Origin of the sequence: Shewanella sp. Iso12 (assembly GCF_012030025.1) — a bacterium.
Lineage (GTDB): Bacteria > Pseudomonadota > Gammaproteobacteria > Enterobacterales > Shewanellaceae > Shewanella > Shewanella algae.
This window is the reverse complement of the sequence record NZ_JAAUHW010000003.1, coordinates 371159-391146: the sequence shown is the minus strand read 5'-3', so window position 1 is coordinate 391146 and position 19988 is coordinate 371159. Positions and strand designations below refer to the sequence as shown.

Annotated in this window: 18 protein-coding genes and 1 pseudogene; 10 read left to right on the top strand and 9 right to left on the bottom strand. The window is 52.7% G+C overall.

Features of this window, described 5'->3' with window-relative positions:
- Window positions 1-135 precede the first annotated feature (135 nt).
- Genes HCX89_RS08490 through fixA form a run of 4 tightly spaced genes read right to left on the bottom strand, consistent with a single transcriptional unit; the run spans window position 136 to window position 3508 of the window.
- Window positions 136-423 carry a 4Fe-4S dicluster domain-containing protein gene (locus HCX89_RS08490; protein WP_025010089.1) on the bottom strand — a complete coding sequence of 96 codons (288 nt, stop codon included), beginning with the start codon at window positions 421-423 and terminating at the stop codon, window positions 136-138.
- Window positions 420-1712: an FAD-dependent oxidoreductase gene (locus HCX89_RS08485; protein ID WP_167715687.1), complete on the bottom strand. Its 1293-nt coding sequence runs from the start codon at window positions 1710-1712 to the stop codon at window positions 420-422. The genes HCX89_RS08490 and HCX89_RS08485 overlap by 4 nt, the downstream gene beginning before the upstream one ends.
- A gap of 60 nt (window positions 1713-1772) precedes the next feature.
- Entirely contained in the window at window positions 1773-2723 is a 951-nt protein-coding gene (locus tag HCX89_RS08480; RefSeq protein ID WP_167715685.1) for an FAD-binding protein, read from the bottom strand.
- An 11-nt stretch (window positions 2724-2734) separates the two neighbouring features.
- On the bottom strand, window positions 2735-3508 hold the full coding sequence (gene fixA, locus HCX89_RS08475; protein ID WP_144164998.1) for a putative electron transfer flavoprotein FixA: 774 nt from the start codon (window positions 3506-3508) through the stop codon (window positions 2735-2737).
- A gap of 533 nt (window positions 3509-4041) precedes the next feature.
- Between fixA and HCX89_RS08470 the strand changes: the two genes are divergently transcribed.
- The 8 genes from HCX89_RS08470 to HCX89_RS08435 all read left to right on the top strand — a co-directional run bounded on the left by HCX89_RS08470 (window position 4042) and on the right by HCX89_RS08435 (window position 13624).
- Window positions 4042-5148 carry a hypothetical protein gene (locus tag HCX89_RS08470; RefSeq protein ID WP_129586084.1) on the top strand — a complete coding sequence of 369 codons (1107 nt, stop codon included), beginning with the start codon at window positions 4042-4044 and terminating at the stop codon, window positions 5146-5148.
- 127 nt (window positions 5149-5275) lie between these two features.
- Complete coding sequence (gene caiT, locus HCX89_RS08465) at window positions 5276-6796, top strand: L-carnitine/gamma-butyrobetaine antiporter (protein ID WP_025010093.1); 1521 nt, start codon at window positions 5276-5278, stop codon at window positions 6794-6796.
- Window positions 6797-6858: 62 nt separating this feature from the next.
- Window positions 6859-8001, top strand: coding sequence for a crotonobetainyl-CoA dehydrogenase (gene caiA, locus HCX89_RS08460; protein WP_025010094.1), 1143 nt, complete (start codon window positions 6859-6861; stop codon window positions 7999-8001).
- Between the two features lie 118 nt (window positions 8002-8119).
- Window positions 8120-9346 (top strand): L-carnitine CoA-transferase, encoded by a 1227-nt coding sequence (gene caiB / locus HCX89_RS08455; RefSeq protein ID WP_167715682.1) that lies wholly within the window; start codon window positions 8120-8122, stop codon window positions 9344-9346.
- Between the two features lie 73 nt (window positions 9347-9419).
- Window positions 9420-10976 carry a crotonobetaine/carnitine-CoA ligase gene (gene caiC / locus HCX89_RS08450; RefSeq protein ID WP_144191437.1) on the top strand — a complete coding sequence of 519 codons (1557 nt, stop codon included), beginning with the start codon at window positions 9420-9422 and terminating at the stop codon, window positions 10974-10976.
- A 239-nt stretch (window positions 10977-11215) separates the two neighbouring features.
- Complete coding sequence (gene caiD / locus HCX89_RS08445) at window positions 11216-12001, top strand: crotonobetainyl-CoA hydratase (RefSeq protein ID WP_025010097.1); 786 nt, start codon at window positions 11216-11218, stop codon at window positions 11999-12001.
- A 65-nt stretch (window positions 12002-12066) separates the two neighbouring features.
- The gene (caiE, locus tag HCX89_RS08440) at window positions 12067-12657 is read left to right on the top strand and encodes a carnitine operon protein CaiE (RefSeq protein WP_115389631.1); all 591 of its coding nucleotides are present in this window, start codon (window positions 12067-12069) and stop codon (window positions 12655-12657) included.
- A gap of 25 nt (window positions 12658-12682) precedes the next feature.
- Window positions 12683-13624 carry an alpha/beta hydrolase gene (locus tag HCX89_RS08435; protein ID WP_167715679.1) on the top strand — a complete coding sequence of 314 codons (942 nt, stop codon included), beginning with the start codon at window positions 12683-12685 and terminating at the stop codon, window positions 13622-13624.
- 158 nt (window positions 13625-13782) lie between these two features.
- On the opposite strand, the gene HCX89_RS08430 is transcribed toward HCX89_RS08435, so the two are convergent.
- Both HCX89_RS08430 and HCX89_RS08425 read right to left on the bottom strand, forming a co-directional pair.
- On the bottom strand, window positions 13783-14244 hold the full coding sequence (locus HCX89_RS08430; protein WP_096142479.1) for a conjugal transfer protein TraF: 462 nt from the start codon (window positions 14242-14244) through the stop codon (window positions 13783-13785).
- A 2-nt stretch (window positions 14245-14246) separates the two neighbouring features.
- Entirely contained in the window at window positions 14247-16415 is a 2169-nt protein-coding gene (locus HCX89_RS08425) for a TonB-dependent siderophore receptor (RefSeq protein WP_093983885.1), read from the bottom strand.
- Between the two features lie 296 nt (window positions 16416-16711).
- On the opposite strand from HCX89_RS08425, the pseudogene HCX89_RS08420 reads away from it, so the two are divergent.
- Window positions 16712-16992 (top strand): annotated as a pseudogene (locus HCX89_RS08420) (IS4 family transposase); the annotation flags it as partial.
- A gap of 58 nt (window positions 16993-17050) precedes the next feature.
- Here the strand turns inward: HCX89_RS08420 and yjjG are convergent.
- The 3 genes from yjjG to HCX89_RS08405 form a co-directional block, all read right to left on the bottom strand.
- Window positions 17051-17743 (bottom strand): pyrimidine 5'-nucleotidase, encoded by a 693-nt coding sequence (yjjG, locus tag HCX89_RS08415; RefSeq protein WP_028780088.1) that lies wholly within the window; start codon window positions 17741-17743, stop codon window positions 17051-17053.
- 84 nt (window positions 17744-17827) lie between these two features.
- Window positions 17828-18313: a DMT family transporter gene (locus HCX89_RS08410; RefSeq protein WP_223828871.1), complete on the bottom strand. Its 486-nt coding sequence runs from the start codon at window positions 18311-18313 to the stop codon at window positions 17828-17830.
- An 18-nt stretch (window positions 18314-18331) separates the two neighbouring features.
- On the bottom strand, window positions 18332-18853 hold the full coding sequence (locus HCX89_RS08405) for a DMT family transporter (RefSeq protein WP_217351525.1): 522 nt from the start codon (window positions 18851-18853) through the stop codon (window positions 18332-18334).
- A gap of 173 nt (window positions 18854-19026) precedes the next feature.
- Here HCX89_RS08405 and HCX89_RS08400 point away from each other — a divergent pair, with 173 nt between their 5' ends.
- Window positions 19027-19920 (top strand): LysR family transcriptional regulator, encoded by an 894-nt coding sequence (locus HCX89_RS08400; protein WP_167715677.1) that lies wholly within the window; start codon window positions 19027-19029, stop codon window positions 19918-19920.
- Window positions 19921-19988: the final 68 nt, after the last annotated feature.

The following is a 19988-nucleotide window of genomic DNA, read 5'->3' as shown; positions in this document are numbered from 1 at the left end:
GCGCTTCAAGTTAATCATTATCAAAATCTGTTTATTCAACAGGGCTAATAACATTAAAAGTGTATGCTCTCATTTTGCACAATCGAGCTCGTTAGAAAACTAACTTAAATTCAGATTTAAGGTTTTCAAGCAGCACTAGCCATAACGATATTCAATACCGAATGTACCCCTGGGATATTCCCATTTCTTGATAATGGTTTCACCGCAAAGCATTTTACAGGTGCCACATTCCAAACAACCGGCAGAGTCAAATTTAAGGCTGCCGTCGTCCTGAATTTTATAGAGTCCTGCTGGGCAGGCGTTAACCAACTTACGGAATTCATTGATATCCGGGTTTTCAACAAGCTCAATATGTGGATGTCCCTCATCGACATAGAACTTGTTCACCCCCAATTTCACATCAACATTGACTGGCTCGCTCATATCGCTGTCATCCCCTTAATACCATCTTTAATCAGATTCATATAACCCACTTCTTTGGCATGCTTCATCAGGGTCTTGCGCAGAGGTTGCGAGGCGCTGCCATCTATGGTGAACATCTCCTGCATAATGTCGGCGACCAGCTTGGGATACTGATTGAAGATCCTTGGGTTCTCCATAAAGGCGGGTAATTTCTGGTACAGCTTGAGATCTTTCATGATGAAGCTGTTGTCCAGCAGTGTTTGATAGGCACCGAGTCCGGCGGCACTGAAGTCATTCTTGGCCTTGGCGGCAAGTACGGCTCTGGCAGCGGCCTCACCGGATGCGATAGCCAAGTCCATTCCGCGAACCGTATAGCCCACGTTGAGACAGAAGCCTGCCGCATCCCCGGCAATCAAGACACCGTCATCCACCAGCTTGGGCAGCATGTTCAGTCCGGCCTCGGGAACCACGTGGCCTGAGTACTCAAGCAACTTGCCACCTTCAATCAAAGGCTTGATCGCCGGATGATTCTTGAAGTCTTCCAACATCTGCGGCACTGTCTTGGAAGAGGTTTCTATGTGGTGCAAGCCACAAACAATCCCCAAAGAAACAGTGTCTTTATTAGTGTAAAGGAAGCCCCCACCCAAGAGACCATTGGAGGGTGAACCGGCAAACAGCCAGGCAACGCCTTCATCACCGCTGACATTAAAACGATCCCGTATCTGCTGCTCTGACAGGGCGATAAGCTCCTTGGCTCCGACCGCCATGGCACTGGATTGCACCTTGGGCTTAACCATGCCGAGCTGTTCCCCCAGAAGAGGGTTGACCCCTTCAGCCAGAATCACTGTCTTGGCCAACAGTGAGTCGCCATCGGCCTCCACCCCTATGACCTTACCGTCTTCCTTGAGGATTTTTTCAACCCGAATACCGGTAATAAACTGAGCACCGGCTTCCTCGGCTTGTTCGGCCAGCCACTGATCGAAAGTGCCCCTGAGCAGAGTATAAGATTCCTCTACCGGCTCCTGACCACGGCCGTTGTGATAGTCCAGGGTTACTGCAGTATCATCAGTGAGAAACGATACTTTTTCCTTGGTAACCTTACGCTCCAGCGGCGCCCGTTTGGCAAAATCGGGCATAATCTTTTCCATGCTGTGGGCGTAGAGTCTACCGCCAGTCATATTCTTGGCCCCGGCATAGTTGCCGCGTTCAATCACCAGAACATCGGCGCCCTGACTGGCCAGGACATAGGCAGCAACGCAGCCGGCGAGCCCGCCTCCCACTATGATTGCGTCAAATGCATCTTCTGACATGCTGATCCTCTCTTGAATTCGAGACTACCGGCCCCTTGAGCCGGTAGCTGGGCCAGATAGTTAGCCTTTGAAGCTGTTCAGCAGGGCTGGAACTATCTTGTTGATATCACCGACAATGCCGTAATCCGCATACTGGAAGATGGGGGCATTCTTGTCTTTGTTGACAGCAATAATGGTCAGGGAGTCGTTGACGCCAACCATGTGCTGGATCTGACCGGAAATCCCTATGGCCATATAGACATCAGGCTTAATCATCACACCTGAAACCCCAATGTAGCGCTCACGCTCCATCCACTTTTCAGTTTCGGCAATCGGACGGCTGCAGCCCAGTTCGGCACCAACCTTGGCGGCCAGCTGTTCAATCAGCTTCAGGTTATCCTGCGAACCTATGCCATTGCCCACACCGATAACGCGCTTGGCCTTACCCAGGTCGATATTGGATTTTTCCTTTGGCCGACGTGCCAGGCAACGAATGCCATTGGCTGGGGCAACAAATTCCAGAGTGATAGTTTCGGCGCTGCGGCCCGCTTCTTCGGCTGGCAGCTCCTTGAAGGCGCCGGCGGCCAGGGTCACCACAGCAATTTGAGAGGTGATCTTCTCTGCGCCGATGGCCAGACCACCGTAGACCAGGTGCTTGGCACCGACATGGCCTTCGCCATCGATTGTGAGTTCGGCGGCATCATTGAAAACCCCGGCACTCAGGCGCACACCCAGCTTGGCGGCCAACGCCTTGCCGCGGCGGCTGGCTGGCAGCAAGACCAGGGACGCCTGCGCTTCGGCTTCAATCGCCTTGGCCATGGTCAAGGCGTACTCTTCCACTATGCGGCTTGAGTCCTTCTCACCCAGGTGATACACCTTGTTTGCGCCCAATGCTGCAGCCCTGGCAACCTCATCGGCACCACCCAAGACGAATACAGAGACACTGTGACCCAGTTGCAGACCGGCGGCCATCACTTCGGGCAGACGAGCAGCCTCGCTGCTGAAAACCCAAACATTTGCTAGCTTGTTCATTTCATCCCCCCTCAATTCAACACATTGCCAATATGGCCGACAAACTCGGCAACCTGGCCTTCATCATCACCCTCGATAATGATCTGCTTGCGGGCCTTCTGTTCAGGCGCAGTAATAGACACCAGCTCCACCAGCTGCGGGATCTCTTCCAGCGCCAGTTCGGCATAAGCCAGCTTGTTGACCGGCTTTTTGCCCGCCGCCAGAATGGCTTTCATTGAAGGGATTTGAGGTTCGTTGATATCGGCAGAAACGGCCAACACGGCAGGGAGCGACAACTCCAGCTCTTCAACTTCGTCGTCCAACTCGCGCTCAATCCTGACCATACCGTTGGCGACTTCCAGAATTTTGCTGACACCATTGATGCAAGGTACTTGCAGCAATTCACCAAGCAGCAAACCTACCTGCTGGGCGTAGAGGTCACCCGAACCGTCACCGCAGAGGATCAGCTCAAACCCTTCCTGCTTGGCAGCAGCAGCCAAGACTCGGGCAGTTTGATGGGGCAGCGCCTGCTCCAGCTTGGGATCGCAAACCAGGGTCAGCGCGTCCGGGCCTCTTGAGAGGATATCTTTGCAGGCTTTGGGGGCGGCCAGTGCATCTGCGCCTATACTCAACGCCGTAATGCTGCAATCGCTCTGGGTTGCCTTGATTTGTACCGCAGCTTCAACGGCACACAGATCGAATTGGCCTATCTTTTTGTTTACATTACTTGTATCTACAGGAAGGTTGGGAATGACTTTGATATCCTGCTCTTCCGGGACAAGCTTATAACATGCAATGATCTTCATCTTATCTCCAGTCTAAGTATCACTATAAACATTCGTCTCTACTGGTTTACATTCCTCAACATTGGTGATCGGAAACCCATAATTAATAAAATTTCAGGCTTGCATCACACAAAGTCGCACCCTCCTGGGTAACGAAAGGGAATAAAAGTCCACACCCATTTAGATATCAACATGGATAATAGATTAGTTCACCTTAACCAAATTTAGAGTTGCTTAATTGATTATCAGATTAATTAAATAAACCTCTCACAATCCATCAGCGTCATTTTATTAATACAAGCTATTTTCGATTAAGACCAAACAAATTCGTTTGTTGAGCCGCTTTTTGTGAGCAATATCCAATTTTTCAACCAAATTAAACAAAACCTGATTATATAACGACCTTCAATGGTTCATTTTTACCGTTTTTATTGATTTACATCACACATTTTCGAGCAAGGTAACAATCCATTGACCAAAAGTGTGATGCGGGAATGTTTTTTTATTCATGACCGAAACCATAATCGGTTCAAATTAAAAACGGAGGGTGGTTAATGAATAAGTTTAAGCTAAAAAATCTAAGCTTGATGTTATTAGGATTAACGCTTAGTGCGCCAAGTTTGGCGGTGGATATCAGTGGTTCAATAAGAGCGAACTACAGCATTAAAGATTTTAGTGACGCTTCAAAAGCTACGGGTGGTGATTTCGATTTCAACACCTTGGGAATAAAACTCTCCCAGGATTTTGAAAACTATGGTTTTGTCGCCGAATATCGTTTTGCCGATGGTTACGACTATCTTAAAAACGGTTATGCCTATTGGAATGCCAATGAAGATCTGACCCTGCAGCTCGGTGTGGTCAGCAAGGCATTCGGTAATAAGAACTTTGCTTCCCATAACTGGTGGTACAGTCTCAACTACTACCTTGGCTTCGAAGATGACTATGGTGTTGGATTCAATATCAACCATAAATTCAATAACTTCGAAACAGACTTTTCCTTCATCCAGAGCTCTCTCTACAAGGGCAGCGACTATCGTAACTTCGCTGGTACCATAGGTTCGGGCACCATAGACGGCACAACCTATAACAACAAGGAATACAACACTGTCAGTTTGCGCGAAAGCTACAGATGGGAAAATGACAACTGGCAGGTGCTCTTGGGAGCCTCCGTTGAATACGGCCAACTTTATAATCCGGTGGCCGATGAATCAGGAGACAACCTGAACTATGCCGTACACCTGGATGCAAAATATCGTGGCTGGGGTGTACAACTTCAATATTTGAAGTATGACTTTGATCAATATGATGATGGTCAAATAGATACTTCAAAAATTGGTGTTGGTGCAGTTAATGGCTTCTATGAAGTAGCAGCCAAAGGCGACATCATGACATTCAACCTGTCAAAAGTAGTCGATACCCAATGGGGTGGCCAATTCACCTTCTACAACGACTTCAGTATTTTGACACCAGATGAATCCAACTTTGACGACTCAGTACTGAATAGCACAGGGGTCTCACTTTCTTACAAACAATTCTTTGTGTACGTCGATTATTATCATGCCAAAAACGTTGTGTGGTTGGGTGACAATAGTCTGGGCCTGAAAGACAGCGATAAGGAGTGGAATGGTCGATTCAACATTCACTTGCAGTATTGGTTTTAATAACTGAGCTATTTAGCCAGTAGCTCAAACCCAAATCATTTTTTATTAATCTGGGGTTTTTAATTAAACCTCACGGGCTCACCTTTCCTGAAAATCAGTTAAAGACTTTTGGGTATGGAGAATTTTGATGAGTGAAAATAAAAAGATCAAAAAGGCCGGTATTGAAGCGAAGATATTTTTCCCTTCACTATTGGTAGTGATCCTTCTCTCCTACTTTACTGTGAGAGACCTTGATGCCGCCAATGAAGTAATCAGCGCAGTCTTCCATTACTTAACCCACAGCTGGGGTTGGGCATTTGAATGGTACATGATAGTCATGTTGGCAGGCTGGCTCTGGTTGCTGTTTGGTCCTTATGCCAACAACCGCCTCGGTAATGAAGAACCTGAATTCAGTACCGGAAGCTGGATCTTCCTGATGTTTGCCTCCTGTACTTCAGCCGCAGTGCTGTTCTGGGGCTCGTTGGAGATCTACTACTATGTCAGCTATCCCCCATTTGAACTGGAACCTTTGTCGGTACAGGCCAAAGAACTTGGACTGGCTTACAGTCTGTTCCACTGGGGACCGTTGCCATGGGCCGGTTACGCCTTCTTCTCCGTGGCTCTGGGTTACTTCCTGTTCGTGAAGAAGATGGACGTGGTACGCCCAAGCGGCACCCTCTATCCCATCATGGGCAAGAAGTGCGAAGGCATCATAGGCACCATAATAGACAACATCTATGTCGTCGCGCTGATCCTGGCCATGGGTACCAGTCTGGGTCTGGCGACACCTCTGGTTACCGAATGTATTCAGTATCTGTTCGGTATTCCGCGCACCATAGAAGTGGATGCCACCATTATTTCAGCCTGGATCATCTTCAACGCCATTTGTGTGGCCTTTGGTCTGCAAAAAGGGATCAAGATTGCCAGTGACCTGCGCAGCTACCTGAGCATCATCATCCTCGCCTGGGTACTCATCATTGGTGCCACCACGTTCACAGTGAACTACTTCACCGATTCCATCGGGGTATTGCTGATGAACATGGGCCGCATGCTGTTCTACACAGCCTCTGTCAGTGACAGCAGCTTCCCTCAGGACTGGACAGTGTTCTACTGGGCCTGGTGGGTAGTTTACGGCATCCAGATGTGTATCTTCCTGGCCAAGATCTCCCGCGGCAGAACCGTGCGTCAGCTGTGTCTGGCCATGGTAGGTGGTCTAACAGCTTCTACCTGGTTGCTGTGGACCATACTCGGCAGTAACACACTTAATTTGATGAACGAAAATATCGTCAATATGCCTGCCCTGATTGAACAGTATGGTGCCGCCAGGGCCATTATTGAAACCTGGGCCGCTTTGCCTATGAGCACCATTACCATGTGGATGTTCTTTATTCTGTGTTTCCTGGCAACAGTAACATTAATTAACGCCTGTTCTTACACCTTGGCCATGTCTACCTGTAAAGGGGTTGATGCGGATAATGAACCACCGGTTTGGGTTCGTGTAGGTTGGTCTGTATTGGTCGGTGTTATCGGTATTGTTTTGTTGGCTTTGGGCGGATTAAAACCACTGCAAACAGCCATTATTGCCGGCGGTGCACCTCTCGTTTTCGTGAACATAATGATCATTATCTCATTCTTGAAAGATTCACGAAAAAATAACTGGAAGAGTTGATCGGATTATAGATTCACCTCACACCTTACTTTGAACAAATGTATTTATATAGGGGACTTTTCATGGATTATCGTTTAACTGATGAGCAGGAATTATTTGTTAAAGGTGTTCGTGACTTAATGGAGAGAGAAAACTGGGAACAATATTTCTCCGAGTGTGACGAAAATAGTCAATATCCAGAAAGATTTGTAAAAGAACTGGCAGAAATGGGCATAGATAGTCTGTTATTGCCGGAAGAGTTTGGTGGCTTCGAAGCCGGACTGATGACCCTGGCGGTTATCTGGGAAGAGCTGGGCCGCCTCGGTGCCCCCACCTATGTCCTGTTCCAACTGGCCGGCTTCACCACAGTACTGAAACACGGCACCCAAGAGCAGATCGACAAGATCATGGCTTTCCTGGGTACCGGCAAACAGATGTGGAACTCCGCCATCACCGAGCCTTCAGCCGGTTCCGATGTTGGCAGCCTGCAAACCACCTATACCCGCCGCGACGGCAAGATTTACCTCAATGGTACCAAGTGCTTTATCACCAGTGCCGCCGGTTGCCCCTTCCTGGTGGTGATGGCCAAAGACTCAGCTTCCGAGAAACCTGTGTTCTCCGAGTTCTTTGTCGACATGACCAAACCTGGCATCAAAGTCAGCAAGCTTCCCAAACTCGGCCTGAAGATGGATAGCTGCTGCGAAGTGCAATTCATCGATGTTGAGCTGGAAGAGAAAGACTTCTTCGGCACCGAAGGCAACGGTTTCCTGCGGGTGAAAGAAGAATTCGATGACGAACGTTTCCTGGTGGCCTGCACCAACTATGGCACGGCTTACTGCGCCTTCGAAGATGCCGCCAAGTACGCCAACCAAAGGGTACAGTTCGGCGAGGCCATCGGCCGTACCCAGCTGATCCAGGAGAAGTTTGCCCATATGGCCATTGAGCTGAACAACATGCGCAACATGATCTATCACACCGCCTGGAAAGCCGACAACGGCATCATGACTTCAGGTGACGCAGCCATGTGTAAATACTACTGCGCCAATGCCGCCTTCCGGGTAGTTGACCATGCCATGCAGGTCTTCGGGGGTTACGCCATTGCCGGTGAGCACCGCATCAGCCGCTTCTGGCGCGATCTGCGGGTAGACCGAGTTTCCGGCGGTTCAGACGAGATGCAGATCCTGACTCTGGGTCGTGCTGTGCTGAAAGAGTATCGCAACAGGTAGTTGCCCATGAGTACCGGCCGGGTTCGCCTATCTCCCTGCTCCCGGTGAAACCGGCCGGTCGGTATGGCGCAGCACAATCTGCGCCATCAATGCCAAGAATCGATAGAAGGAACAGATCATGTCACATCATTTAGCTATGCCAACATTTGGCCCTCTCTCGGGTGTCAGAGTCGTGTTCTCCGGCATAGAGATTGCCGGCCCATTTGCCGGGCAGCTGTTTGCCGAATGGGGCGCCGAAGTTATCTGGATTGAAAACGTGGCTTACACAGACACTATCCGGGTGCAACCCAACTATCCTGAGCTGTCACGCCGTAACCTGCATGCCTTGTCGCTGAATATCTTCAAGGATGAAGGGCGCGAAGCCTTCCTCAAGCTGATGGAAACCACTGACATCTTTATCGAAGCCAGCAAGGGCCCGGCCTTCGCCCGTCGTGGCATCACGGATGAAGTCTTGTGGGAACGCAACAAAAAGTTAGTTATCGCTCACTTATCAGGCTTTGGTCAGTACGGCACCGAGGAATACACTCACCTGGCCGCGTATAACACCATAGCCCAGGCCTTCAGTGGCTATCTGATGCAAAACGGCGATGTCGACCAACCCATGGCGGCCTTCCCTTATACAGCTGATTATTTTTCAGGTATGACAGTAACCACATCTGCGTTGGCAGCCCTTTACAAGGCGCAGCAAACGGGTGTTGGCGAAAGTATCGACGTGGCCATGTATGAAGTTATGTTACGCATGGGCCAGTACTTCATGATGGACTACTTCAACGGCGGCAAGATGGCACCACGCCAGTACAAGGGCCGTGACCCTTACTACGCCGGTTGTGGTCTGTACAAGTGTGAAGACGGCTACATAGTGATGGAAATGGTCGGTGTCACCCAGATTGAAGAGCTGTTCAAAGACATAGGCCTTGGCCACCTGCTGCACACGGAAACGGTACCGGAAGGCATCCAGCTTATCCACCGCATCGAATGCCCACATGGACAGGAAATTGAAGATGCACTGGAGCGTTACATAGGCCAACGCACCATAGAACAGGTGCGCGAGCGCTTCGCCGAGCTGAAAATTGCCTGTGCCAAGGTACTCAGCGCCGAAGATCTCGAGTCCAATCCTCAGTACATCGCCCGAGAGTCTATCACCCAGTGGCAAACCATGGACGGCCGTACCTGCAAGGGTCCCAATGTGATGCCCAAATTCAAAAACAACCCAGGCCAGATCTGGCGCGGCATGCCCAGCCACGGCATGGATACCGATGCCATTCTCAAAGATATCGGTTATGACGAAGCTGCTATCCAGGAGTTGGTGAATAAAGGGCTGGCCAAAATCAAGGGAGAAAAATAACTCCTGAAGTCGTGCGAAGGCCGGTATTTACAGGCCTTCGCTGCATAACCCGTTTTATTGAGCAAGGTGTCAAATGGATATAATAGCTGGACAAGATTTACGTCAGACCTGGGATGATCTGGCCCTCAACTATGGAGAGAAAACGGCGCTTATCGTCGAAAACCTTCAAGGGCTGGCCCAGGAATACAGTTATGCCGGGCTCAATAAAGAGATCAACCGCACCGCCAACCTGTTTCATTCGCTGGGCGTCGCCAAGGGCGACAAGGTGGCGCTGCATATCAACAACTGTGCCGAATTCATCTTCTGTTGGTTCGGTCTGGCCAAGATAGGCGCCATCATGGTGCCGATAAACACCCATCTGCTGCAGGAAGAAACCGCCTATATTCTGGACAAGTGCGCTATCTCTCTGGTGGTTACCAGCAGTGAGTATCAATCACTCTATAGCTGTTTGCAGCAAGATCCCGGCTCTCCACTACAGCAGATCCTGCTGATTGCCGACGAGTCGGCCACTGCACCGGCCAGTATTCTCAATTTCCACCGCCTAAGGCTGGCACAACCCGATGAACTGCAACACAGAGTGCCATTGAGCAGCGGCGATGTCGCCGAAATCCTGTTTACCTCGGGTACCACTTCCCGTCCCAAGGGGGTGGTAATTACCCACTACAACCTCAGATTCGCCGGTTACTACACCGCCTGGCAATGTGCCCTCAGGGACGATGATATCTACCTGACTCCCATGCCCGCCTATCATATCGACTGCCAGTGCACCGCAGCCATGGCGGCCTTTTCGGCGGGAGCCACCTTTGTGATGCTGGAAAAATTCAGCGCCCGCGCCTTCTGGGGTCAGATTTGTAAGTATCGTGCCACTGTCACTGAGTGTATCCCGCTGATGATCCGCACCCTGATGATGCAGCCTACAATGCCTTGGGAGAAACAGCATTGCCTGCGTGAAGTGTTGTTCTACCTCAATCTGTCAGATCAGGAAAAAGACGCCTTCGTCGAGCGCTTTAACGTGCGTCTGTTTACCTCATACGGCATGACAGAGACCATAGTCGGCGTCATAGGCGACCGCCCAGGTGACAAGCGGCGCTGGCCCTCCATCGGCCGGGTCGGCATGGGCTATCAAGTGGAAATCCGCGATCAACAGGGGCGCCCCTTACCTACCGGTGAAACCGGGGAGATCTGCATCAAGGGCGAACCGGGCAAGACACTGTTTCGCGAGTACTACAAGTTGCCGGAAGAGACCGCCAAGACACTCTCCGCCGACGGTTGGCTGCACACGGGTGACTCAGGCTACGTCGATGAGGAAGGTTTCTTCTATTTTATCGATCGCAGCTGCAACATGATCAAACGCTGCGGCGAAAATATCTCCTGTGTCGAACTGGAAAACATTATTTCAGAGCACCCCAAAATTGCCGATGTCGCCATTATTGGGGTGAAAGACTCTATTCGAGATCAAGCCATCAAGGCTTTTATTGTCTTGCATGAAAACCAGACAATTACCGAAGAGGAGTTCTTCGAATATTGCGAAGAACATATGGCTAAATTCAAGGTACCTTCTTTCCTTGAGATCAGAAAAAGTTTACCGAGAACCTGCTCGGGTAAAATAAAAAAGAAGAGTCTTTGCTGATAAATAGCCAAACCAATAAACCGAATTTAAATTTTAAGCCTTCAAGATATCGAAGGCTTAAAAAGCAAACCGTAAAAACCAAGAGAGTAATTGGTAATGTCTTTATTACCAAAATTGTCGTAGCTGGGTAATATCTGCTTAAGTCATAAATAGTTATGGCCTTAGGCTGGCGATAAGCGTTAACTGTATTTCGCACATACTCAGTGATATTTTAATTTTTATCCAGATGGAGTATTAGCATGAACGAATCGTTACACATACGCCGCAATGGCCATATTCTGGAAATCACCCTGGATCGCCCCAAGGCCAACGCCATAGATGCCAAGACCAGTTTTGCCATGGGTGAAGCCTTTATCGCTTTCCGTGACGATCCGGAACTGCGGGTGGCAATTATCACTGGGGCCGGTGAGCGCTTCTTCTCTGCCGGCTGGGATCTGAAAGCCGCCGCCGAGGGTGAAGCCCCGGATGCCGACTTTGGTCCAGGCGGTTTTGCCGGTCTGACCGAGCTGTTCGATCTGGACAAGCCAGTTATCGCCGCCGTCAATGGTTATGCCTTCGGTGGTGGTTTCGAGCTGGCCCTGGCCGCCGACATGATAGTCTGCAGTGACAACGCCAGCTTCGCCCTGCCGGAAGCCAAACTGGGCATAGTACCGGACAGCGGCGGCATGCTGCGCCTGCCCAAGCTGATCCCGCCTGCGATCGTCAACGAGATGATGATGACCGGCCGCCGCATGGATGCCCAGGAAGCGCTGCGCTGGGGCATAGTCAACCGGGTAGTGGACAACAGCCAACTGATGGAAACCGCCCGAGAGTTGGCGCAGGAGATCACCCAGAGTGCCCCTCTGGCCATCGCCGCCCTGAAAGAGGTTTATCGCACCACCAGCGAAATGCCGGTGGAAGAAGCCTATCGCTTTATCCGCAGCGGCCAACTAAAACATTATCCTTCCGTATTGCACTCAGAAGACGCGCTGGAAGGACCACAAGCCTTTGCCGAAAAACGTGATCCTGTCTGGAAAGGCAAATAATTTAAGGAAAGCACGCCAACCGGGACAAGGATGTCCCACCCCTGCAACCCACCAGGATAAATACCATGAGCTGTTATGCATTTGAAGGTCTGATCCCTGTTGTCGACCCCAGCGCCTTTGTTCATCCCAGTGCCGTACTGATAGGCGATGTGATAGTCGGCGCCAATGTCTACGTTGGCCCTCACGCTTCCCTTCGCGGTGATTATGGTCGGCTGATCCTCAAGGCCGGCAGTAACCTGCAGGATGGCTGCATCATGCACGGCTATTGCGATCAGGACACCATAGTCGCCGAAGATGGCCATATCGGCCATGGCGCCGTGCTGCACGGCTGCATCATAGGCCGCAATGCCCTGATAGGCATGAACAGCGTGATCATGGATGGCGCCGAGATTGGGCCAGACAGCATAGTCGGCGCCATGAGCTTTATCAAAGCCGGTTTTCAGGGCCAACCGCGGCAGTTACTGGCAGGCTCTCCCGTCCGATATATCCGCGATGTCACAGAGCAAGATCTGCACTGGAAACGCCTCAATACCCGGGAATATCAGGCGCTGGTGCCGCGCTGCCACAACTCCCTTCGGGAAGTGAGGCCGCTGACACAAGCCGAAGCCAACCGTCCCAGGCTCAAAGGGGTCACAGAGGTGACCTACAAGGCCTGATCCCCTTGCTGAATGGAGTACCCGTATGCCACTCAATCCCCAGGTTGAAACCTTCCTGCAGCAAACCTATGCCGCAGGCTTTACGCCCTATGAAGATCTGGTGCCCGAGGCCGGTCGTCATCAGGAACACAGCGATATTCCCCCGGCCAGGCCACCGGAAGAGATGGCCGCCGTTGAACACAGATTTATTCCCGGCCCTACCGCCGACCTGCCGGTTAGGATTTACCGTCCCAAAAACAGCGAGCAACCCCAACCGGCGCTGATCTACTTTCACGGCAGCGGCTGGATGGTGTCGAACATAGAGATCAATGACCCCTTCAGCCGGGCACTGGCCAAGAATTGCGGCGTGGTGGTGATTGCCGTCAATTATCAAAAGGCGCCGGAGCACAAGTTCCCCATCCCAATGGATGACTGTTACGCGGCAACCCTGTGGGTGTTCAAACACGCCGAGAGACTGGGACTGGATCCCAAGCGAATCGGTATCTTCGGCGACAGCGCCGGTGCCAATCTCGCCGCTGCGGTGGCATTGAGGTGCCGCGATGAAGACTCGGCGGATCTCGCCTGCCAGGTGCTGGTTTACCCGCCGGTGCAGTACGGCTGGCACACGGCCTCGGCGGAGAGATACGCCAGAGGTTTTTTGCTGCACAAGGACAGCATGAAGTACTACTGGAACCACTATCTACGCAGCCCAGCCGATGCCATTCATCCCTATTGTTCCCCTTTGCTGGCAACCGACCACAGCAAGCTGCCCACTACCTTACTCTACTGCGCCGAATGCGACCCCCTGTGCGACGACAGCCGTCTGTACGCCGACAAGTTGGCGACTTCCGGCGTAGCCCTGCACTATCAGCGCTACCCGGGCACGATTCACGGCTTTATCAAGATGTTGGGAGTGTTCGATCAGGCCGATGAGTTCCAGCGCGATGTCGGCGCCCAAGTAAGAGAGTTGCTGACGGTCAAGGATTAACAACCCAAGCGCCTGATTTTGGCACCCCTGAAATTGGGCACCCAAACAGCCACCATAAATCACCACCTCCATGGGAGGGGTTTAAGATTGACAACAAAATGCCCGGCTCGATGCCGGGCATTTTTATCTCGATGGGGTCAGGTTTGAAATTGGCTCACTCAGGCCGCCGGGCAGAGCTGCGCCTGCAGTTCTGTTTCCCCGGTCAAACCACGATAACCCTTAATCAGCCTGCCCTTACTGTCCAGCAATAACAAGATAGGTGTTGCCGGAATGCCGCCCATGTCTCTGACCAACTCCAGTGGCGCTCTATAGGCCTCAAACGGAAAGTTGAGGCGGAACAGCGCCCGTTTCAGGGCGAGTTGATTACCATTGACGCCGAGCGCCACCGGCTGCAGATGACCAGGGCACAGCTGATGTAACTTTTTCAGCACCGCCGCCTGCTTAACACACCAGGGGCACTCGGGCTCAAAGAACATCAACACAGCACTCTGGCCCTCGAGATGTGCCAGCGTCTGCTGCTCTTGCCCGCGAAGGGGCTGGAACAGATAGTCGCGGGTCAGCTGTGAGGCCTGCAACGGCATGGCACACAGCAGCAATAATCCCAGGGCCAGGCGCTTCATAATCAGAACACCAGTTTCATGCCGGCATAGATCTCTCTGCCACGCAGCGGACCATAGATGTAACCCACATCGAAGGCGCCTTCGGCGTCATAGAACAAGGGGCTTTCCTCGTCACCGGCCTGGGTATAGTCAAACAGGTTGCTGACCCCGGTATAGAAGGACAGGTTGTCGTTGAACTGATAGCTGGCACGCAAGTCCAGGGTAAAGTAGGACGGCGCATCGGTACGCTTCTTCGAGTCGGGATCCACCTTACCGTTGGCATCCAGGCGGTTATAACCTTCATAACCGTACTGCGACAGATCGCGGCCGCCAATCCACACTAGGTTGGCGAAAAATTCCCAATCGTTGACGTCCCAATCCACGCTCAGGGTCACCCGTTCCTCGACCGGTGCCACCGCATAGGAAGACTTGAATACCGAATCATAGTCGAAGTGCTCGCCGGTAAGGTTAACCGTCAGATCATCGGTCAGGCGATAGCCCAGGGCGATATCTGTGGTCACCACGCTGGCCTTCTCATCCAGCTGGGTCAACAGCGGGATCCCCTGGTCGTTGGTGGTCAGCGCCGCCAGATGCTCGACTTCAGTCCAGGCCACAGAGGCGGTGGATGTGAGTCTGTCACCCTCGTAGCTCAGGGCATAGTTCACCGAGTTGGAACGTTCCAGCTCGTCGATGTCGATATCAAACCCCAATGAGCCATCCAGAATGCCGTGATCAGTCTCGAAGAATGACAACGGCGCCCGATAGCCACGGCCGGCAGACAGACGCGAAGTCCACAGCTCATTGTGACGCAGGCGGATATCCACTCTGGGCGAGAGTATCGACTCGTCCAGCTCTGTGCCCGGCTTGCTGGGGTCGGTAAAGTCGGCAGTGATGCTGTCGTAACGCAGCGCCATGGCGACTTCGAGGGCATCTGTCACCTGCCAGGTATCCTGCAGGTACAAGCCCTTGACGTCATAGTCAAAAGAGTCGGAGACATAGTCAGGGTTGGCGCTGCCGGCGCGGGAGTGGGAGCGCATCTCTTCGGTACGCAGATCGGCGCCGAAGGTCAACAAATGGCTGTCGTTGAGCAGGTAGTTGAATCTGGCGTCGAAGAACCACATCTTGTCATCGGCGGTATAATCGAACCCCTCGTAGAAGGAATCCTGCTTGTGCTCGGCATAGCTTACCGCCAGGTGCATGTTCCAGTCGTCACTGAACTCCTTCAGCCAGGCAAGCGATGCCTCGTTGCGCTCTGTCTTGATCCACTCTGTGGTTTCCCAGGCCTTGCCCTTGTAGCGCTTGCGGATATCACCGTCTTCAAACAGCTGCTGCGGCTCACTGGGCTTATCATCAAAACCTGAGAGTACACTGCCAATGCTGGAAGCTGTGCCATCGGCAAAGTTGCTGCCCAGCATGGGGCCACCGAAGATCTCCGACTGGATATTGGCAATTCGCAGCACCAGGTTGTCAAAGTCGCCGATATCCTGGGAAATTCTTGCGGTTACGCTGCGGTTTTCCTGCAATGGCGCCTCGTTGACCTTGTTGTCATCGGCGTCGAACTGATCTCTGTCGTCATACTGAGCCACCAGCGTCGCCCGGGTGCGGCCGTCTTCACTGACGCCCTTGCCAAGGAAGCCCACTTTGCGATAGCCATTTTCACCGGCGGCGATATCCAGCTCGGCACCGTTTTCGGTCGGCTCATAGCTGATGATGTTGATGGTGCCGCCAATCGCCTCAGGGGCAATCAGTGAAGCCCCGGCGCCGCGGGCCACTTCGATGCGTTCAATCCCTGTGGTAGGAATGGCATCGACGGCGTAATAACCGGAAATCATGGTATGCACCGGCAAACCATCCACCAGAATTGTGGTTTGCTCCCCTTTCATGCCGTTGAGCATGATGCGTTTCACACCACACATGGAGCATTCGTTGGAGACTTTTACCCCGGGAGAGTTATCTATAGCTTCCGACAGGTTAACGGCATTCTTGTTTTCTATGATGCTGGCGTCTATCACCTCTGTCTTCATTATGGTGTTGGCCAGGGTGCCGGCTTGCTCCAGCCGCTGCCTAACCCCTACCACACTCAAGCGCTCCATGTTTTCTGCAGCCGGCTCCTGCGCTTCTTCTGTTTCTGCCGCCATCAACTGCGGGCTCAACAGGGCCGCCAAAACAACTGCCAGATAAGTCGGTTTCACTCAGATATCTCCCCAAATCAACAAAGTTGCGTAATATTATACGAATGAGAATAATTATCAATTGACTTGGATCATGTTTTTAACAGCCGCTCTAAAGGTGTATCAGCGTCCCCTAAAGGTATTAACTGGTGGACGGCGGTTTTTCTCGGCAGTGCAGAAATGCCCAAGGCCCGCATAATGGCGCAACGTAGATCAGATAAGGATCGGTTGACCGATCCTTCTGATGAGAGACAATCGGAAACCTGTTTGTAGGTTTCCGATTTTTTATGTCTATTCAAAACTGCTTTGCCGACTTTGGTTATAACTTGGTGAGACGAGAAACGAGTCAGGCGGCAGTAGAGCATGGTCGAATACCCAATGAAATCAGCTTTAAGTACCTTGTCAGTTCATCGCAAGTCAGCTCAAAGTCATGAGCAAAGCGGTGTCACCAGGTAATACGCCGAAGCGTCTAAACAGTCTACGAGGAGACTTGTCCATCCTTTTTATAGACAAACGCCCTAAGCCAAATCGGCCTAGGGCGGTAAAAATATCAAAGATCCGATATCCAGTTAATCACAAGGCAGCTCCGCTTAAGTGAACTACGTTGCGCATAATGGCGGGCCTTGGGTTTAAAAATGCTTTGAGTAAGATGCGGATCAGCTACAGAGTTGCCTTTGCAGTTCACTCAGTGAACGCACCTCGATATGGGGCTTAATCCCTTCGGGTGCCGCCTCGCCCTTAACGTTGAGCCAACAGGTATCCAGACCGGCTTGAAGGCCGCCGAGAATATCCGAATGGGGGTTGTCACCCACCATCAATACCCGCTTACGCTCGGGTTGCTGCATCTTGGCCAGCGCATGCTCGAAGATACCCGGATCCGGCTTGGCCAAGCCGACCTCTTCTGAAATAACCAACAGATCAAAGTGTTCGGCAAAGCCGGTCTTTTGCAACCGCACCTGCTGCAGCTCGGTAAAACCATTGGTGATAATCCCCAAGCGGGCACGGCCCTTGAGGCTATCAAGCAGCTCGGCAGCACCGGGAAGCGGCTCACAGATATCGGCCATTGCCGTCATAAAGGCGCTGTTGAGTTCAAAAGGTGTTCGCCCGAGACGTTTGGCCCAATGGCTGAAACGGGTCAGCTGCAACTCGCTGGCGCTGATCTTGCCATCCTGGTAGGCCACCCACAGCGGCGCATTGGTTTGCTGATACTCGGCATAGTCGGCATCGCTGAAATCCACTCCCTGACGGGAAAACATCAGCTTGAGCCCCCGGGGCGCATCGAACTGAAACAGGGTTTCATCGGCATCAAACAATACCCACTGGTAAGCCTGACTATTAGAGTACGGCATTCTTCTCTCCTGTTCCCCATTCTTCTTTAAACCAAAAGCCATAGCCCGAAAACATAGCGTTATGCAGGACACAAGTTGCGAATTTTACGCCTTGACGTCGGCGGCGTCCAACCCGCTGCCGACTCGACGGGTCTGCGCCTTGGCCGCCAGGCGCTGCAGTATCACACCAGCCAGGATCAGCGCCGCCCCCAGCCAGGCCTGCCAGCCCAACTCACGGGAAAGGCTGTCGAGCCAGACACCGGTCAGCATCTGTCCGGAAATCACCAACAGGGCACAGGCCATGGCGCCAAGCCTGGCCAGAGCCCAGCTGCTGGTCGCAACAAACAAGGCGCCTATCACGCCGCCGAGCCAAGTGTAAGCCGGCGTAGCCTGCAGCTGCCATACTGCGCCGCCCTGAAACAGGGTATAAACCGCCAATACCAAGGTCAGCAGTAAAAAACCCAATAGGTGGTTCAGCAACGATGCCTGCAGCGCGCCTTTATTTGCCGCCAGTGCACCGTTAAAACTGCGGCTCAGGCTGACCATGACGCCGTTGGCCAGCGCCAACAACAAAAACAGTGACAACATCATCTTATCCCCAGGTAAAAATTAAGCGTGAGCGGAAAATATCAGCAACAGCGCCCCGGCCAGTACCAGCAGTAATGCCGGCCACTCGAGTGGATGCAGTTGCCGCTTTGGCAACAACCACCAGCCTCGAGAATCACTGATGGCGCCGAACAGTAACTGCCCCAGCAGCAGAAGTGCCAGGGTTCCGCCCAGCCCCAGGGGAGAGTTGACGCAGATGGCCGCCAGAATCACAGTCATGGCGCCGGGCAGACCGCCAAGCCAGGCCCAAAGTGGCAAGGTGCGCTTTGGCTGCTTATTCTGCTCCGGCTCAGGCCCCCCTGGCGATGGGGCTGCCTTTCGCCTTCCCATAAATAGCCATAACAACAGGGCGGTCAACGCCCCGGTACCATGGGCTATCCAGGAAGCCAGCAGGGGTGAGCCGGCCGAGGCCAACTGGCTGTTAAGCTGGATCATCAGCGCCAGTAAGCCACCGGCAACGAATGCCACCAGGGCGGCTCCCCAGGATAGCGGCATATTGGACTCTCGGTTGCGGCTGCCTTGCATCTCTCTTCTCCGGCGTGTGCGAATCAATCTTGGCCAGCCAATGGCGGGCATTATTGGGGCTCGGCCGGGCGTCTGTCGCCGCCCTTCAAGCAGACGCCACTCTACATTGTTTTGCCATTTAGGATAATTACCGATAATGTCGCAATACAGTTTCCAAAAACTCAACTATCAAGATGGATCACTTCAATGCCCTGCCGGTGTTTGTTGCTGTGGTGGAGTCCGGCAGCTTCTCGGCCGCTGCCAAGCAGCTCGGCAGCAGTAAGTCGGCAATCAGCAAGCGAATAAGCCAGCTCGAAACGCGCCTCGGGGTGCAACTCCTGTACCGCACCACACGTTCGCTCAGCCTGACGGAAGCAGGCGAGCGCTACTATGACTCTGTGCGCCATGCGGTGCGTTTCGCCAGGGAGGCGGAAGATGCCATAGGCGAGCTGCAACACAGCCCCAAGGGGCTGCTGAGGATGTCTGTGCCCATGGTGTATGGCCGCCGCTATGTCGCGCCGCTGATGGCTGAATTTCTGCAGCGTTTTCCTGATATTCGCCTGCAACTTGAGTTGAGCGACAGCCATACCGATCTGATTGCCGAAGGTTTTGATCTGGCGCTGCGCATTGGTGAACTGGCAGATTCCAGCCTGGTTGCCAAGCGCATCGCGCCATGCGAGAGCTTCCTGGTGGCCTCTCCCGAGTACCTAAAGCGCCACGGCACGCCGCAAACGCCGGAGCAGCTCGGCCAACACAACTGTTTGTTCTATTCGCTGTTTCGCGGTGGCAGCGAATGGCGCTTTCAAGGCCCCCAGCAGCAATCGGGCGGCGAAGTCAGAATTGAGCCCAAAGGCAACTTCGAGGTCAATAACAGCGATGCGATTCACAGCGCGATTCTCCAAGGCCTGGGGATAGCCAACATGCCGGACTTTATTGTAAGAGGCGATATCGCCAAGGGCCACCTGGTCGCCCTGATGCCCGAGTATCGGCTGCCCCGACACGCTATTTACTGCGTCTACCCCAGGCGCAAGCACCTGCCGGCCAAGGTCAGCGCCATGATAGATTTTTTAACCGCGAAGCTACCGTGATGGCAGCATGAAAGACAGTGGCCTTGCCCAAGGCGCAGGTGACGGATTCACGAGTAGCGCCCAGCGTG

Coding starts and splice junctions, on each gene's coding strand:
- HCX89_RS08410 (WP_223828871.1), bottom strand. CDS start 18,313: ATGATGTTGTCACTGTTTTTGTTGTTGGCGCTGGCCAACGGCGTCATG.
- HCX89_RS08480 (WP_167715685.1), bottom strand. CDS start 2,723: ATGAACAAGCTAGCAAATGTTTGGGTTTTCAGCAGCGAGGCTGCTCGT.
- HCX89_RS08400 (WP_167715677.1), top strand. CDS start 19,027: ATGGATCACTTCAATGCCCTGCCGGTGTTTGTTGCTGTGGTGGAGTCC.
- HCX89_RS08485 (WP_167715687.1), bottom strand. CDS start 1,712: ATGTCAGAAGATGCATTTGACGCAATCATAGTGGGAGGCGGGCTCGCC.
- fixA (WP_144164998.1), bottom strand. CDS start 3,508: ATGAAGATCATTGCATGTTATAAGCTTGTCCCGGAAGAGCAGGATATC.
- yjjG (WP_028780088.1), bottom strand. CDS start 17,743: ATGCCGTACTCTAATAGTCAGGCTTACCAGTGGGTATTGTTTGATGCC.
- caiE (WP_115389631.1), top strand. CDS start 12,067: ATGAGCTGTTATGCATTTGAAGGTCTGATCCCTGTTGTCGACCCCAGC.
- caiC (WP_144191437.1), top strand. CDS start 9,420: ATGGATATAATAGCTGGACAAGATTTACGTCAGACCTGGGATGATCTG.
- HCX89_RS08430 (WP_096142479.1), bottom strand. CDS start 14,244: ATGAAGCGCCTGGCCCTGGGATTATTGCTGCTGTGTGCCATGCCGTTG.
- caiD (WP_025010097.1), top strand. CDS start 11,216: ATGAACGAATCGTTACACATACGCCGCAATGGCCATATTCTGGAAATC.
- caiT (WP_025010093.1), top strand. CDS start 5,276: ATGAGTGAAAATAAAAAGATCAAAAAGGCCGGTATTGAAGCGAAGATA.
- HCX89_RS08435 (WP_167715679.1), top strand. CDS start 12,683: ATGCCACTCAATCCCCAGGTTGAAACCTTCCTGCAGCAAACCTATGCC.
- HCX89_RS08490 (WP_025010089.1), bottom strand. CDS start 423: ATGAGCGAGCCAGTCAATGTTGATGTGAAATTGGGGGTGAACAAGTTC.
- caiA (WP_025010094.1), top strand. CDS start 6,859: ATGGATTATCGTTTAACTGATGAGCAGGAATTATTTGTTAAAGGTGTT.
- HCX89_RS08405 (WP_217351525.1), bottom strand. CDS start 18,853: ATGCAAGGCAGCCGCAACCGAGAGTCCAATATGCCGCTATCCTGGGGA.
- caiB (WP_167715682.1), top strand. CDS start 8,120: ATGTCACATCATTTAGCTATGCCAACATTTGGCCCTCTCTCGGGTGTC.
- HCX89_RS08470 (WP_129586084.1), top strand. CDS start 4,042: ATGAATAAGTTTAAGCTAAAAAATCTAAGCTTGATGTTATTAGGATTA.